At 73.9% G+C, this 15,507-nt stretch carries 17 protein-coding genes; all 17 read left to right on the top strand.

Translation table 11 applies throughout. The features are described from left to right. The first annotated feature begins 165 nt into the window (after window positions 1-165). A complete protein-coding gene (gene eno / locus ACN261_RS13405; RefSeq protein ID WP_194821928.1) occupies window positions 166-1,449 on the top strand; it encodes a phosphopyruvate hydratase in 1,284 nt (427 codons plus the stop codon). A gap of 32 nt (window positions 1,450-1,481) precedes the next feature. Further along, window positions 1,482-2,105, top strand: coding sequence for a septum formation initiator family protein (locus ACN261_RS13410; protein WP_421485578.1), 624 nt, complete (start codon window positions 1,482-1,484; stop codon window positions 2,103-2,105). A 34-nt stretch (window positions 2,106-2,139) separates the two neighbouring features. Beyond that, window positions 2,140-2,697 carry a DUF501 domain-containing protein gene (locus tag ACN261_RS13415; protein WP_421485579.1) on the top strand — a complete coding sequence of 186 codons (558 nt, stop codon included), beginning with the start codon at window positions 2,140-2,142 and terminating at the stop codon, window positions 2,695-2,697. A gap of 1 nt (window position 2,698) precedes the next feature. Continuing rightward, window positions 2,699-3,205: an amino-acid N-acetyltransferase gene (locus ACN261_RS13420; protein WP_302740766.1), complete on the top strand. Its 507-nt coding sequence runs from the start codon at window positions 2,699-2,701 to the stop codon at window positions 3,203-3,205. A gap of 37 nt (window positions 3,206-3,242) precedes the next feature. Beyond that, window positions 3,243-4,484, top strand: coding sequence for a hypothetical protein (locus ACN261_RS13425; protein WP_425850321.1), 1,242 nt, complete (start codon window positions 3,243-3,245; stop codon window positions 4,482-4,484). A 166-nt stretch (window positions 4,485-4,650) separates the two neighbouring features. Further along, complete coding sequence (locus ACN261_RS13430) at window positions 4,651-5,586, top strand: exopolyphosphatase (protein WP_425853593.1); 936 nt, start codon at window positions 4,651-4,653, stop codon at window positions 5,584-5,586. 376 nt (window positions 5,587-5,962) lie between these two features. Continuing rightward, complete coding sequence (locus tag ACN261_RS13435; protein WP_088642881.1) at window positions 5,963-6,295, top strand: PadR family transcriptional regulator; 333 nt, start codon at window positions 5,963-5,965, stop codon at window positions 6,293-6,295. Next, entirely contained in the window at window positions 6,292-7,371 is a 1,080-nt protein-coding gene (locus ACN261_RS13440) for an HAAS signaling domain-containing protein (RefSeq protein WP_425850324.1), read from the top strand. The genes ACN261_RS13435 and ACN261_RS13440 overlap by 4 nt, the downstream gene beginning before the upstream one ends. 108 nt (window positions 7,372-7,479) lie before the next feature. Beyond that, entirely contained in the window at window positions 7,480-7,971 is a 492-nt protein-coding gene (locus tag ACN261_RS13445; RefSeq protein WP_421485583.1) for an LppU/SCO3897 family protein, read from the top strand. 262 nt (window positions 7,972-8,233) lie between these two features. After that, window positions 8,234-8,920: a dienelactone hydrolase family protein gene (locus tag ACN261_RS13450; RefSeq protein WP_204928311.1), complete on the top strand. Its 687-nt coding sequence runs from the start codon at window positions 8,234-8,236 to the stop codon at window positions 8,918-8,920. Window positions 8,921-8,939: 19 nt separating this feature from the next. Beyond that, the gene (locus tag ACN261_RS13455; RefSeq protein ID WP_425853594.1) at window positions 8,940-9,713 is read left to right on the top strand and encodes a uracil-DNA glycosylase; all 774 of its coding nucleotides are present in this window, start codon (window positions 8,940-8,942) and stop codon (window positions 9,711-9,713) included. Window positions 9,714-9,732: 19 nt separating this feature from the next. Further along, window positions 9,733-10,470 carry a DUF4129 domain-containing protein gene (locus tag ACN261_RS13460; protein WP_421487002.1) on the top strand — a complete coding sequence of 246 codons (738 nt, stop codon included), beginning with the start codon at window positions 9,733-9,735 and terminating at the stop codon, window positions 10,468-10,470. 34 nt (window positions 10,471-10,504) lie between these two features. Then, window positions 10,505-11,092 carry a hypothetical protein gene (locus tag ACN261_RS13465; protein WP_421485584.1) on the top strand — a complete coding sequence of 196 codons (588 nt, stop codon included), beginning with the start codon at window positions 10,505-10,507 and terminating at the stop codon, window positions 11,090-11,092. Next, complete coding sequence (locus tag ACN261_RS13470; protein ID WP_204928298.1) at window positions 11,092-12,099, top strand: AAA family ATPase; 1,008 nt, start codon at window positions 11,092-11,094, stop codon at window positions 12,097-12,099. The genes ACN261_RS13465 and ACN261_RS13470 overlap by 1 nt, the downstream gene beginning before the upstream one ends. Window positions 12,100-12,104: 5 nt before the next feature. Continuing rightward, complete coding sequence (locus ACN261_RS13475) at window positions 12,105-13,469, top strand: DUF58 domain-containing protein (RefSeq protein WP_425850325.1); 1,365 nt, start codon at window positions 12,105-12,107, stop codon at window positions 13,467-13,469. A gap of 5 nt (window positions 13,470-13,474) precedes the next feature. Then, on the top strand, window positions 13,475-14,035 hold the full coding sequence (locus tag ACN261_RS13480) for a hypothetical protein (RefSeq protein WP_421487003.1): 561 nt from the start codon (window positions 13,475-13,477) through the stop codon (window positions 14,033-14,035). A gap of 91 nt (window positions 14,036-14,126) precedes the next feature. After that, entirely contained in the window at window positions 14,127-15,464 is a 1,338-nt protein-coding gene (locus ACN261_RS13485) for an NAD(P)/FAD-dependent oxidoreductase (protein ID WP_420118857.1), read from the top strand. Window positions 15,465-15,507 lie beyond the last annotated feature (43 nt).

The raw sequence follows: 15,507 nt of genomic DNA on the forward strand, positions 1-15,507 counted from the left end.
GAGAATCCGGGAATGTCCGTCCCGGCGTACCGATTAGGGGTGGGCTACGTGTCCCCGGACGCCGTGGCGTCGGGTGTCGCCCGATACGCTGCGTTCAACACACCTGCCTCAGCCGCACCGTCGCGGCCCGAACCGGATTCGCACACACGAACGAGGAGCGACTCAGTGGCAACCATCGAGGGAATCGTCGCCCGGGAGATTCTCGACTCGCGGGGCAACCCCACGGTCGAGGTCGAGGTAGGGCTGGACGACGGCACGATCGCCCGCGCCGCCGTACCCTCCGGCGCCTCCACCGGCGCCTTCGAAGCGGTCGAACTGCGCGACGGTGACAAGGGCCGCTACCTGGGCAAGGGCGTCGAGAACGCGGTCGCCAACATCGAGGACAAGATCGTCGACCAGCTCATCGGCTACGAGGCCAGCGAGCAGCGGCTGATCGACCAGAAGATGCTCGACCTCGACGGCTCCGACAACAAGGGCGAGCTGGGCGCGAACGCGATCCTCGGGGTCTCGCTGGCGGTGGCCAAGGCCGCGGCCGGCAGCGCCGAGCTGAGCCTGTTCCGCTACCTCGGCGGCCCGAACGCCCACCTGCTGCCGGTGCCGATGATGAACATCCTCAACGGTGGGGCGCACGCCGACTCGAACGTCGACGTGCAGGAGTTCATGATCGCGCCGATCGGGGCGTCCAGCTTCCGCGAGGCGCTGCGCTCCGGGGCCGAGGTCTACCACGCGCTGAAGTCGGTGCTCAAGAAGAAGGACCTCTCCACCGGCCTGGGCGACGAGGGCGGCTTCGCCCCCAACCTGCCCAGCAACGCCGCCGCGCTGGACCTGATCGCCGAGGCGGTCGAGAAGGCCGGCTACCGGCTGGGCACCGACATCGTCTTCGCCCTCGACGTGGCCGCCACCGAGTTCTTCGACAACGGCACCTACACGTTCGAGAGCGCGGCCAAGAGCGCCGAGGAGATGAGCAACTACTACACCAAGCTCATCGGCGACTACCCGATCGTCTCCATCGAGGACCCGCTGGCCGAGGACGACTGGAGCGGCTGGGCCACCCTGACCGCCGCCGTCGGCGACCGGATCCAGATCGTCGGCGACGACCTGTTCGTCACCAACCCGCAGCGCATCGCCCGGGGCATCACCGAGAAGGCCGCCAACGCGGTGCTCGTCAAGGTCAACCAGATCGGCTCGCTGACCGAGACGCTGGACGCCGTGGACCTGGCCCACCGGGCCGGCTTCAAGTGCATGATGAGCCACCGCTCCGGCGAGACCGAGGACACCACCATCGCCGACCTGGCCGTCGCCACCGGCTGCGGCCAGATCAAGACCGGTGCCCCGGCCCGCTCCGACCGGGTCGCCAAGTACAACCAGCTCCTGCGGATCGAGGAGGAGCTGGGCGACGCGGCGCGGTACGCCGGCGTCGGCGCGTTCCCGCGTTACCGTTCGGCCTGACCCGGGCGAACCTCGGGGGGAGGGGTGTGACGATGCAGCAGCGCCGCACACCGGGTGGCCAACGCCCGGCCCGCCGGCCGACCGGTCGGCCGGGCGGGGCCCGGGGCGCCCGCACGCCGCTGCGCGACGGCGGGGTCCGCGCCGAGGCGCGGACCACCGCGGCCCGCTCGCGCGGCGTCGACGGTGTCCGGTCGGCCAACCGCCCGGCGGCGGCGCGCCGGACGGCGGCCGGCGGCACCATCCGCCGGCTCGCCGCACCCCACCCCCGACGGTTCACCGGCCGGGCCACCGTCCTGTTCGCGGTGCTGCTCGCGCTCGCCCTGGCCTACACCTATCCGGTCCGGGTCTACCTCGACCAGCAGGTCGACATCGAGCGGATGGAGGCCAGCCAGGCCGCCCAGCGCGAGGAGATCGCCGAGCTGTCCGCCCAGGCGGCGAAGTGGCAGGACCCCGAATACATCAAGATCAAGGCGCGGGAACGGTTCTACATGGTGGCCCCGGGCGAGACCCCGGTGATCGTGCTCAACGACGCCGACGGCGCGGCCCGCGACGCCAACGGCGGTCGGCCGCCGGCCGCGCCGAAGGCCCCCGCCCCCTGGTACGACACCCTGTGGTCGAGCGTCCGGGCGGCGAACGGCGAAGCCGCCGACCAGTGAGCAGCACCCGCGTACCGAACGAGAGATGGGCACCGTGACTGTCGTACCACCGCAGGAGCCGGCGGCGGACTCCGTACCCCCGCCGGAGCACCAGCCGGCCACCGAGGCCGACCTGGCCGCGGTGGCCGCGCAGCTCGGACGCCCGCCCCGCGGCACCCGGGCGGTGGCCCACCGCTGCCCGTGCGGCCTGCCCGACGTGGTGGAGACCACCCCCCGGCTCGCCGACGGCACCCCGTTCCCGACGCTGTTCTACCTGACCTGCCCCAAGGCGACGGCGGCGTGCAGCCGGCTGGAGTCGGCCGGGCTGATGAAGGAGATGGCCGAGCGGCTCGCCGAGGACCCGGAGCTGGCCGACCGGTACCGGGCCGCGCACGAGGACTACCTGGCCCGCCGGGCCGCGATCGGCGAGGTGCCGGAGATCGCCGGCATCTCCGCCGGGGGGATGCCCGGCCGGGTGAAGTGCCTGCACGTGCACCTGGGCCACGCGCTCGGTGCCGGCCCCGGGGTCAACCCGTTCGGCGACGAGACACTCGCCCTGGTGGAGAAGTGGTGGGCGGCCGGGCCCTGCGTGGACGTGCCGGCGGCCGGGTGAGATGACCGACGAGATCGTGGTACGCCGGGCCCGCACCGGCGACGTACGCGGCATCCGCCGGCTGGTCGACACCTACACCGACGACCGGCGGCTGCTCAGCAAGGCCACCGTCACCCTCTACGAGGACGTGCAGGAGTTCCGGGTCGCGGTCACCGGCGACGGGCGGGTGGTCGGCTGCGGGGCGCTGCACGTGATGTGGGAGGACCTCGCCGAGATCCGTACCGTGGCCGTCGACCCGGCCTGTCGGGGGCGGCGGCTCGGCCACCGGATCGTCACCGAGCTGATCGACGCCGCCCGGGAGTTGGGCATCGCCCGGATCTTCGTGCTCACCTTCGAGACGGCGTTCTTCGGCGCGTTCGGGTTCACCGAGATCGACGGCGCCCCGGTGCCGCAGCCCGTCTACGAGCAGCTGCTGCGCTCCTACGACGAGGGCGTCGCCGAGTTCCTCGACCTGGAACGGGTCAAGCCGAACACCCTGGGCAACACCCGGATGCTGCTGCGCCTCTAGCCCCGGCTGTCTTGACCCGGCCCGGCACCCTGGGCCGGTGACGATCCTGCGCCGGTTGGTTGCCCTGCCCGCCGCCCTGGTGACCCTGTTCGCGCTGGTCGGGGTGGCCCGGCTGATCGCCCCGGCGACCGGTGGCGTCGACCGCCAGCCGCCCGGGGTGGACCGGCAACTGGACTACCTGCGGGCCGAACTGGACGACGGTGCCGGCGAGGACGCCCAGGCGATGTTCCCGGAGGGCTGGTTCTTCGCCCACGCGCTGTACGGGCTGGCCCGGGTGGAGACCGGCCTGCGGCAACCACCGCAGGGACGCGACGAGGCGCTACGGGAGGCCCGGTGGGCGCTGGCCCGGCTGGAGTCCCCGGCCGGCACGGCCCCGTTCAGCGCCGACCTCACCCCGGCGTACGGCGTCTTCCACGCCGGCTGGACCAACTGGCTGCGCGGCGGGGTGCTCGCCCTGCAACCGGCGTCGGAGCGGGACCCGGCCGAGGTGCGCCGGTTCACCGAGGCGTCGACCACGCTGGCCGCCGCGTTCGACGCCTCGGCCACGCCGTACCTCGCCGCCTATCCGGGGCAGGCGTGGCCGGTCGACTCGACGGTGGCGGTGGCCTCGCTGCGGCTGCACGACCATCTGCTGCCGCCCCGGTTCGACCGGACCACGGCACGCTGGCTGGACGGGGTACGCCAGCGGCTCGACCCGCGTACCGGTCTGCTGCCGCACCGGGTCGACCCGGGCACCGGCGCGCCGGCCGAGGTGGCCCGGGGCACCTCGCAGAGCGTCATCCAGCGGTTCCTGCCGGAGATCGACCCGACCTTCGCCCGCGAGCAGTATCTGCGCTTCCGCACCGGGTTCGTGGTGTCGCCGCTCGGGCTCGGCCCGGCCGTGCGGGAGTATCCGCGCGGTCTGGACGGCCCGGGGGACGTCGACTCGGGGCCGCTGCCGCTCGGGGTGAGCTTCTCCGCCACCGTGGTGACCCTCGGCGCGGCCCAGGTGCAGGGCGACGACGCGCTGGCCGGGGCGCTGGCCAACTACGGCGAACTGGTCGGTTTTCCGCTGGACACCCCGCACACCCGCCGGTACGCCTTCGGTCTGCTCCCGATCGGCGACGCCTTCCTGGCCTGGTCGAAGACCGCCCGCCCGTGGGTCTCCGCGCCCGCCGACCCACCACCGGCGACGGTGGACCCGTGGTGGCGGGCGCCGCTGCTGGCGCTGCTGGTGCTGCTCGCCGTGCTGGCCTGGGTGCCGTGGCTGCTGCTGCGACGACTGTCCCGGCGTCGGTGACCGCCGCCGGTCGGTGTCGGCCGTGGGCGGTCGGCGGCTGCGCGTGCCCGGTCGGTGCCACCGTGCCCGGTCGGTGCCACAGCGCCCGGTCGGGGGTGCGCGTGCGCGGTCGGTGCCGGGGTGGGCGGTCGGCGGCTGCCGTAGGGTTGCTGCCGTGACGACGCGTGTGGCCGCCATCGACTGCGGGACCAACTCCATCCGCCTGCTGGTCGCCGACCTGCCCGACCCGTCGGCCGGGCCGCAGGCCCCACTGGTCGACCTGGCCCGCCGGATGGAGATCGTCCGGCTCGGTCAGGGCGTCGACCGGACCGGCCGGCTGGCCCCGGAGGCGATCGAGCGGACCCGGGTGGCACTGGCCGGGTACGCCGCCGAGATCGACAAGTTGGGCGTCGACCGGGTCCGGATGTGCGCCACCTCGGCGTCCCGGGACGCCAGCAACGCGGCCGACTTCCGGGCCATGGTGGAGCAGACCCTCGGGGTCGCGCCCGAGGTGGTCAGCGGCGACGAGGAGGCACGGCTGTCGTTCACCGGCGCGGTGCGGGGGCTGCCCGCCGACGCGGAGCCGCCGTACCTGGTGGTCGACATCGGGGGCGGCTCGACCGAGTTCGTGGTGGGCACCCGCGACTCCGGGGTGCAGGCGGCGATCTCGGTCGACATCGGCTGTGTCCGGATGACCGAACGGCACCTGCACGGCGACCCGCCGACCGCCGACGAGGTCGCCGCCGCGCAGGCCGACATCGCCGCCGCCGTCGACCGGGCGCTCGCCGCCGTCCCCGGCCGGGAGGCCGCCACGCTGGTCGGGCTCGCCGGTTCGGTCACCACCGTCGTCGCCATCGCCCAGGACCTCCAGGAGTACGACCCGCAGCGCATCCACCACGCCCGGGTGCCGTACGAGCGGGTGGCCGGGGTGACCGCCGACCTGCTGGGCCGGACCGCAGCGCAGCGGTTGGCGATCCCGGTGATGCACCCGGGCCGGGCGGACGTGATCGGAGCGGGCGCGCTGGTGCTCAAGGTGATCATGGAGCGGGCCGGGATGTCCTCGGTGGTCGCCTCCGAACACGACATCCTCGACGGCATCGCCTGGAGCCAGCAACCCGTCTGACGGCTGACCAACACCCTCCCTCCGCCCTCTCTCCGTCCTCGCCCGCTCGACATCGAGCCCCGTGATCAAGAGGTTTGCGTCAAGAACCCCGTCGGGGATGACGCCAACCTCTTGGTCACGGGGCCATGGCGTGGTGATCAAGAGGTTGGCGTCGAGAATCCGGGCGGGGATGACTCGAATCTCTTGATCACCGGGCCGGGGCCGGGGCCAGGGGGCGAGGCGGGCCTGGGCCGCCGGGCCGGGGCAGGGGGGCGAGGCGTGCCGGGGCCGGGGGGCGAGGCGTGGCCGGGGGCCGGGGGCGGCATTGAGGGGCGGGGGTTCGAGCCTGGTATCGCGTTGTTGACGGTAGTGCGCAGTGCGCAGTAGTGTGTGATGCGTGGACACCACACAACTACTCAAGGGTGTGCTCGACCTGGCCGTATTGGCCGTGTTGCGGGATTCCGACGGCTACGGCTACGACATCCTGCGCCGGCTGCGCGAGGCCGGGCTGGAAGAGGTCGGCGACGCCTCGGTCTACGGCACCCTGCGCCGGCTCTTCGCCGCCGGCCTGCTCACCACCTACGTCGTGCCGAGCGAGGCCGGCCCGCACCGTAAGTACTACGCGCTCAACGCCGCCGGCCGTGACCAGCTCACCCGCTCCGGCAAGACCTGGCGCGCGTTCGCCACGACGATGGACCAGCTGCTCGACGATCGGGGGATGGCGGCATGACCGTCACTGGGCAGGAAATCACGGACTACGTCGAGCGGGTGCGGGCGGCGCTCGCCGACCTGCCACCGCAGGCCCGCGAGGAGTTGACCGAGGACCTCCCGGAACACCTCGTCGAGGTCGCCGCGGAGGCCGACGGTTCCCTGGTCGACCGGCTCGGCACCCCCGAGGCGTACGCGGCGGAGCTGCGCGCAGCCGCCGGGGCGGGTGACCCGGCGGCCGGCCGTCGGGCGCTGGAGCGGCGGATCGCCGCCGCGCTGGGGCGGGCCCGGGCCCGGGTCGACCGGCTCGACAGTCGGTTCGGCCCCGTGTTCGGGCACGCCACGGCGGGGGAGTTCCTGCGACTGTTGCGTCCGGCGTGGTGGGTGGCCCGCGCCTACCTGGCCGCGATGCTGCTCACCGCGCTCAGCACCGACGGGCCGCTCGGCCTGCTGCCCCGGCTCGACGGTAACGAGTTCGTCGGCCTGCTGATGTTCGCCGGCCTGCTCTACGGCTCCGTCTGTTTGGGTCGACGCACCCCCGAGCTGCGGTCCTGGCGGCGCTGGGCGTTGCACGCCAGCTCGGTGGTGCTGGCGCTGTTCGCGATCGGCGCGGTGGCGGACGTGGACGACCATGCCCGCTCCGGTTACGACTACGGCTACGAGTCGACCTCGGTGGACAACCCGTACAACGAGGTGCAGGACGTCTACGTCTACGACAGCGAGGGGCGGCTGGTGGAGAACGCCCGGCTCTTCGACCAGAACGGCACCCCGATCCGGCTGGGCTGGCCGGCCTGCGACGATCCCGCCCTGCCCGACGTCAACCCGGTGCAGCGCGGCTACCCGTACTGCCCGCAGCAGGCGCCGTTCCGGCCGCGACCGCCGGCCGTCGCCCCGCTCCCGCCCGGGTCCGGCGTGGGCCCCGGCGGGTCGCCGTCGCCGACCGCGCCGGGCAACCCGGTGCCGACGGCCACCGCGCCGGGCACCCCGGTACCGACGGCCACCGCGCCGGGCACCCCGGTGCCCACCGGATCCGTGCCGGTCGCGTCGCCCTCGGTGTCCGGGCCGGCGGGGGTGCCCCTGCCCACCGCCACCAGCTGACCTGTCGTTCCTGGGAAATAGCTGAACGGACGATGGGGACGGGGCAGCACGCGCTGATCTTCGTCGCTACGTTGTCGTCTGCTCATTCACCCCTCGGAAGGAAATTCAGTGTCAGAGCAGGTCGCATCGTCCCCCGCGCCGCAGGCAGAGCAGGTGGGCCAGCCCGAACCGGTGACCCCGGCCTCCGCCGCGCAGCCGGAGGAGCGCAAGGGTGGCGGCGCGAAGAAGGCGCTCGGCATCATCGGCGCGATCGTCGCCTTCCTGGTGATCGCGGCGCTGAAGTTCGGCGTCGCCAATGCCATCGGCAACTTCCTCAACCCCGACGAGACGGCCGAGGCGAAGGCCGGCGACTGCATCGCCGAGCTGCCGGAGGTGACCGGCACGCAGGAGAAGTCGGTGAGCGACGCCAAGGTGGTGACGTGCACCTCGACCGAGGCCGTCTACAACGTGGTCGGCCGGGTGGAGGAGCAGACCGAGGCGCAGGCCAAGACCGGCAAGGCGTGCGAGCAGTACATCAAGGAGGGTGAGGACGGCTACGTCTTCTACAACATCGCCCCGGGCGGCAAGGGCTACCTGCTCTGCCTCACCAAGAAGGCGTGACCGGCAGGGCCTGACCGGGCCGGCCGGCAGGGCCTGACCGGGCCGGCCGGCAGGGCCTGACCGGGCCGGTACGACGATCCGCCGACGGCGGCGCGGGAATCCCGCGCCGCCGTCGGCGTGTTGCACGCCACCCTTCGGTGAACGGGAGGTATATGCCACTGTTCCGGCATCTTCCCGGCACGCGTACGGCGTGGCAGGCTACCGACACGTAGGAACGCCCTGCGACCAGCCAACGATGACTGACCGACAGGAGGACGGGCCGATGGGCGAGATGGTGCGTTACCGCCGCGACGCGGGGACCGGCGAGGGGTATCTCGCGATACCGTCCAGCGGCACGGCCAGCCCGGCGGTCATCGTCATCCAGGACTGGTGGGGCCTCGTCCCGCACATCCGTTCGGTGGTGGACCGGTTCGCCGACGCCGGCTTCGTCGCGCTGGCCCCCGACTTCCGGCACGGTCAGCCCGCCAGCAAGCCGAGCGAGCCCCGGCAGATGCTCAACAGCGTCCAGATGGACGAGGCGGCGGCCGACATCGCCGTGGCGGCGGAATACCTCGCCGGCCGGGCCGAGGTGACCGGCAAGGTGGGGTGCGCCGGCTTCTGCGCCGGGGCCAGCCTGGCGTTGTGGGCGGCCACCCGGGCCGAGCGGATCGTCGCCACCGCCGCCTTCTACCCCCGGCTGCCGTGGGACGGGATGCCCGCCGAGTGGACCGACTACGCGGGCAAGGCGGCCGTCGTGCACTGCTCCGAGGCCGACGGCCTGTCCGCCGCCGACGGCGTACAGACCGTGCGCCGGGCCGTCGAGAACGCCGGGGGCACCTGCCAGACGTACGACTACCCGGGCACCGCGCACGCGTTCTTCAACGAGGACCGGCCGGAGAACTTCGACCAGCGGGCCGCCGCCACCGCCTGGGCCCGTACCCTCGAACTCTTCCGGGCCAAGCTTGGCTGAGTCCCGTACCCCCGCCGAGGTGGTCGCCCGCGCCGCGCGGGCGACCGGCCTGGCCGACCTCGACGCGGCGGTCAGCGACTGTTTCGCCTGCCCGCGCCTGGTCGACTGGCGGGAGGAGGTCGCCCGGACCAAGCGGGCCGCGTTCCGCGACCAGGACTACTGGGGCCGCCCGGTGCCCGGCTTCGGCGCCCCGGACAACCGCACCGGGCGCGGCGGCGCGGGCCCGCCGGCCACCCCGCCCGGTCCGGTGTCCGAACCCCGGATCGGCATCCTCGGCCTGGCCCCGGCCGCGCACGGCGGCAACCGGACCGGCCGGGTCTTCACCGGCGACCGCTCCGGCGACGTGCTCTTCGCCGCCCTGCACCGGGCCGGGCTGGCCAACCAGCCGACAAGCGTCGCCGCCGACGACGGCCTCGCCCTCACCGGGGTCCGGATCTTCGCCGCCGTGCGCTGCGCCCCGCCGGACAACAAGCCCACCCCGGCCGAGCGGGACACCTGCGCCCCGTGGGTGCACCGGGAGGTGGCGCTGATCCGACCCACCCTGCGGGTGGTCGTCGCGCTCGGCGCGTTCGCCTGGGCGGCGTGGTGGCCGGTGCTACGCCAGGTGTACGGCGTCCGGCCGCCCAGCCCGCGACCGGTCTTCGGCCATGGGGCACACTGGTCCGGGTCGGCCGTTCCCGATCTGCTCGGTTGCTACCACGTCAGCCAGCAGAACACCTTCACCGGGCGGTTGACCACACAGATGCTGGACGATGTGTTCGCCCGGGCGAAGCAGCTCGCGGGGGTGGACTGAGCAGCGTGGGACGGTGGCGATGGACCTCGGCGTACTGCGCAGGTGGTGGCCCGTCGCCCTGGTGACGCTGCTGCTGCTGGCCGCCGCGCTTGCCGCCGGGCACTCGTCGATCGGGGCCAGCCGCATCCCGCCGGCCGCCGACAACATCCCCTACGTACCGGACTACCCCTCCGCCGAGCCGGCCCGGTCGATCCCGGTCGAGCCGCGTACCGAGGCCGCGCAGACCCGACCGAGCGTCCCGCAGTGGATCGCCACGGCGGCGATCGGGCTGCTCGCCACGGCGATCCTGGCCGCCCTGGGCTACCTGGCCTTCACCCTGCTGCGCGGCGCGCTGCGGCGGACCACCCGGGCGGTCCCGGTGGCGCGGGCCCGACGGACCGCCGAGGGCACCGCGCGGGAGGTGGTGGCCGCGCTCGACGCCGGTCTGGAGGAGTTGGACGACGCCGACACCGACCCGCGTACCGCCGTCATCGCCTGCTGGGTACGGCTGGAGGAGGCCGCCACCGAGGCCGGCGTGCCGAGGCTCACCGGGGACACCCCGACCGACCTGGTGACCCGGCTGCTGCGCGGCGACCCGGCGGCCGGCGTGCCCGCCATCGCCAGCGCCGACGTGCTGGACGGCTTCGCCCACGTCTACCGCGAGGCCCGCTACGCCACCCGGGCCGTCGACGCCCGGATGCGGGACCAGGCCCGGGGGGCGCTGCGCCGGCTGCGCGGTGAACTCACCGCCCTGGCCGACCCGCAGGTGCCGGCGTGACCGCCCGCCACGGCGCACCCGGTGGGGTGGCACGGTGAGCGAGTCGACCGGCCTCGACGACCTGTTCTCCTTCGAGGAGGAGCCGCCGGCCCGTGCGGGCCGGGTCCGGGGTGGACGCGCCCGGCAGGCGTTCCGGCTGCTGCTGACCGCCGCCGGGGTGACCGCCGTGGTCGTGGTCGGGCTGCGCGCGGTCGGCCTGCAACTGTCGCTCGGGATCGTGGTGGCCGGGGTGCTGGCGGTGCTCGCGGTCCGCCGGGTCACCGCCGCGCTGGCCCCGCCGCCCCCGCCCCGGGGCGGTGCCCGCGCCCCCGCCGGTGAGGAGCCGGGCACCTACAACTGGGCGGCCCGGGACGCGCTGCGGGCCGCCATCAACGGCTGGGAACGCCCGCTGGACTGGTCCTCGGACAACGCGGAACGGTTCACCGAACGTATTCTGCCCCGCCTCGGCGAGCTGGCCGACGAGCGGCTGCGCCAACGCCACGGCCTGACCCGGGAGTCCGACCCGCCCCGGGCCCGGGCCCTGCTCGGGGAGCCGCTGTGGAGTTTCCTCGACACCCCCTCCCGCCGTCCCCCGTCGCCGCGCGACCTCGCGGCGATCGTCGCCGAACTGGAGAAGATCTGATGAACGACGTGGACCGCAGCATTCCCGCCACGGAGGTCGGCCACCTGGCCCGGGCGGTGCTGGACGCGGTCGGCACGGTCGTGGTCGGCAAGCGGGAGGCCCTGGAACTGGTGCTCGCCGGCATCCTGGCCGGCGGGCACGTGCTGCTGGAGGACCTGCCGGGGTTGGGCAAGACGCTGACCGCGCGCTCCTTCGCCCAGGCCCTCGGGCTGGACTTCCGCCGGCTCCAGTTCACCCCCGACCTGTTGCCCGCCGACGTCACCGGCTCGTTCCTCTACGACCAGCGCAGCGGCGACTTCTCCTTCCGCGCCGGCCCGCTCTTCACCAACCTGCTGCTCGCCGACGAGATCAACCGGACCCCGCCGAAGACCCAGTCGGCGCTGCTGGAGGCGATGCAGGAGAAGCAGGTCTCCGTCGAGGGTGTCACCTACCGGCTCGACGAGCCGTTCCACGTCCTGGCCACCGCCAACCCGATCGAGTACGAGGGGACGTACCCGCTGCCCGAGGCGCAGCTCGACCGGTTCCTGCTGCGGGTGTCGTTCGGCTACCCGCAGCGTGACGAGGAGTGGGAGGTGCTGCGCCGCCGGATGGACCGCCGCCGCGAGGAGGCGCAGATCGAGCCGGTGGTCGACGCCGGCACCCTGCGGGCCATGCAGGCCGCGCTGGAGGACGTCGTGGTGGAGGACTCCGTCGGCAAGTACATCGTGGACCTCACCGCGGCCACCCGGGAACACCCGTCGGTGCTGGTCGGGGCGTCCCCCCGGGGTTCGCTGGCGCTGCTGCTGCTGGCCCGGGTCCGGGCCGTCTTCGCCGGCCGCGACTACGTGGTGCCGGAGGACGTCAAGGAGGTGGCGGCCCCCGCGCTGGCGCACCGGATCACGCTGCGCCCGGAGATGTGGCTGCGCCGGGTCGACCCGTCGTTCGTGGTCGGTGAGGTGCTGGAGCAGACCCCGGCGCCGGCCAGCGGCGCGCTGCCCAGCTACGCGGCCGGCCGGGCCGGGCGCTGATCGTCGTGCCTGACCGTCAGGAGCCGGCCGCCGGCTGGTCGCCCACCTGGGCGCTCGGCCGTGCGGTGCTGCTCACCGGCCTGCTGCTGATCGCCGCGGTGCTGCTCGGCCGGGTCGACCTGGTCGTGCTGGCCACCCCGTTCGCGCTCGGCACCGCGTACGCGCTGCGCCGCCGGCCCACCGCCGCCCCGCAGTTGGAGATCACCGCCGGGGACGCCCAGCTGGTCGAGGGGGGCGATCTGGCCGGCGCGGTGGTGGTGGGCAACCCGGACACGGTGCCGTACGACGTGGTGGTGGTCCGGACCCGGATCTCGCCGTGGCTGTCGGTTCGCCGGGCCGGCTTCGGCGGGATCGGGTTGGACGTCAGCCGCGCCGGTGGGGCCGACCGGCCGTTCGTCACCGCGCTGTCCAGCGGCACCGCCGTCGACCTGGAGTTGACCGGCACCGCGCTGCGCTGGGGGCGGCACCCGATCGGGCCGGCGGGCGCCCGTGCCGCCGCCGCCGACGGGCTGCTGGTCTCCCGGGCGGTGCTCACCGAGCCGGTGCGGATGCGGGTGTACCCGAAGACCGAACCGTTCGAGGCGGTGGAGGCGATGCCCCGGGCCGCCGGGCTGGTCGGCGCGCACCACTCGCGGCGGCCGGGGGAGGGCGGCGAACTGGCCGGGGTACGTGTCTTCGGGCCGGGGGACCGGCTGCGCCGCATCGACTGGCGGGTGTCGCTGCGGACCCGGCAACTGCACGTGGCGTCGACCCTGTCCGACCGGGACGCCGAGGTGGTCGTCCTGCTCGACGTGCTGGCCGAGGCGGGGCGTTCCGGCGGGGTGGCCGGGGCGGCGTCCGTGTTGGACACCACCGTCCGGGCCGCCGCCGCGATCGCCGAGCACTACCTGCACCGGGGTGACCGGGTGGCCCTGCTGGAGTACGGTCCGGCGGCCCGTCGGCTGCGCCCCGCCACCGGCCGGCGGCAGTACCTGACCGTCCTGGAGTGGCTGCTCGACGTGCACGCCGAGTCCTCCCCGCACGAGCCGTACGACCAGGTCTTCGGCCCGCAGGTGCTCTCCGCCGACGCGCTGGTGGTGGTGCTCACCCCGCTGCTCGACGAGCGGTCCGCGCAGATGCTGGCCCGGCTGGCCCGGGGCGGCCGGTTCGTGGTGGCGGTGGACACCCTGCCGACCGACCTCGCCCCGCCCGGTGAGCAGGGCTGGGCGCCGGTGGCGTACCGGCTGTGGCGGCTGGACCGGGACACGATGATCACGCAACTGCGGGAGCACGGCGTGCCGGTGGTGGGCTGGGCGGGGGCGGGCAGCCTGGACCAGGTGCTGCGGGACGTCGCCCGGCTGGCGACCGCACCCCGGGTGGGTGGCCGGTGAGCCCGGTGGACGCGGTCCGGGAACGGGTCCGGGCGGCGCGCACGGCGGTACGCCGGGTAGCCCTGCTGCCGTTGCTGGTGCGCGGGCTCACCTTCCTGGTGGTGCTGGCCGGGCTGCTGCTGGCGTACCCGGTGGAGCTGTTCCAGGCCCGGTCGCTGCTCGCGCTGACGGTGGTGGCGGTGCTGCCGGCGGTGGCCCCGCGCCGGATCTGGCCGACCTTCGCCGCGCTGGTCACGGTCGGCGGTTGGGTGTTCGCCTCGGCCGGTTACGACCGGCCGATCACGTTGTGGCGGTTGTTGGCGGTGGCGACCCTGCTCTACCTCGGGCACACGCTCTGCGCCCTGCTGGCCGTGCTGCCCTACGACGGGGCGATCGACCCGGACGTCGTGCTGCGCTGGCTCACCCGGGCCGGCGCGGTGGTGCTGGCGTCGGCGGTGATCGGGGTGCTGCTGACCCGCTCGGGGCAACTCGGCCCGGATGACGGTTTCCAGACCGCCACAGTGGTGGGACTGCTGGTGGCGGTGGGTCTGACCGGGTTGCTGGGCTGGCTGCTGCGCCGCAGATAGCGCGACGTTGCGCAGCTCACAGGTGTTGTGCTCCGTCACAGATGGGGGTCTCGAGGGGTATTACCGCAGCCGCCCGGGGAAAGATGGATACGTGAATCCGAAGCGGATCCTTGTCGTGGGTGCCGGGCACGTGGGCCTGTACGCCGCTCTGCGCCTGTCCAAGAAGCTGAGCTCCCGTGAGGCCGAGGTCGTCGTGGTCGACCCGCAGCCGCACATGACGTACCAGCCGTTCCTGCCCGAGGCGGCGGCCGGCAACATCTCGCCCCGGCACTCCGTGGTGCCGCTGCGGCGGGAGTTGCGCAAGTGCAAGGTCGTCGCGGGCGCGGTGACCCGGATCGACCACAGTCGCAAGACCGCCGTGGTGCAGCCGATCTCCGGCCCGACCCGGGAGATCCCCTACGACCACGTGGTCGTCGCCCCCGGATCGGTGTCCCGCACCCTGCCGATCCCCGGCCTGCACGAGCACGGGATCGGGTTCAAGACCATCGGCGAGGCCATCTACCTGCGCAACCATGTGCTGGACCGGCTCGACGTGGCCGCCGCCACGCCGGACCCCGAGGTCCGTCGCTCCGCGTTGACCTTCACCTTCGTCGGCGGCGGCTACGCCGGCATCGAGGCGTTGGCCGAGATGGAGGACATGGCCCGGGACGCGCTGCGCTACTACCCCGAGCTGGAGCCCGACGACATGCGCTGGGTGCTGGTCGAGGCGACCCAGCGGGTGCTGCCCGAGGTCGACCGGGACATGGGCGCGTACACGGTGCAGCAGTTGCTCAAGCGGAACATGGACATCCGGCTGGACACCCGGCTGGAGTCCTGCGTCGACGGTGTGGTGAAGCTCTCCGACGGCGACAGCTTCCGCTCCGACACCATCGTCTGGACGGCCGGGGTGAAGCCGTCGCCGATGCTGGACCGCACCGACTTCCCCCGCGACGAGCGGCGTCGGGTCACCTGCCTGCCCACCCTCCAGGTCGTCGACGGCGACCGGGTGGTGGAGGGGGCGTGGAGCGCCGGTGACTGCGCGGCCGTCCCGGACCTCACCAAGGAACCGGGCAACTACTGCTCGCCGAGCGCCCAGCACGCGGTGCGGCAGGCCGCCCGGATGGCCGACAACATCGCGCTGGTGGTGCGGGGCCGGGAGCCGGTCGACTACAAGCACAAGCACGCCGGCAGCGTGGCCAGCCTCGGCCTGCACAAGGGCGTCGCCCAGGTGTACGGCATCAAGATGACGGGCTGGCCGGCCTGGTTCATGCACCGGACGTACCACATGAGCCGGATCCCGTCGTTCAACCGCAAGGTCCGGGTCGTGGTGGACTGGTCGCTGGCGTTCTTCCTCAAGCGTGAGGTGGTCGCGCTCGGTCAGCTGCACGACCCGCGCGAGGAGTTCGCCGAGGCGTCGCAGCCGATCCCGATCACCAGCAGGGCGGCCTGACCGCCGCACCGACCCGCCGGTCGCCCCCACCCGCTCCCGGGTG

Origin of the sequence: Micromonospora sp. WMMD723, assembly GCF_049863385.1 — a bacterium.
GTDB lineage: Bacteria > Actinomycetota > Actinomycetes > Mycobacteriales > Micromonosporaceae > Micromonospora > Micromonospora wenchangensis.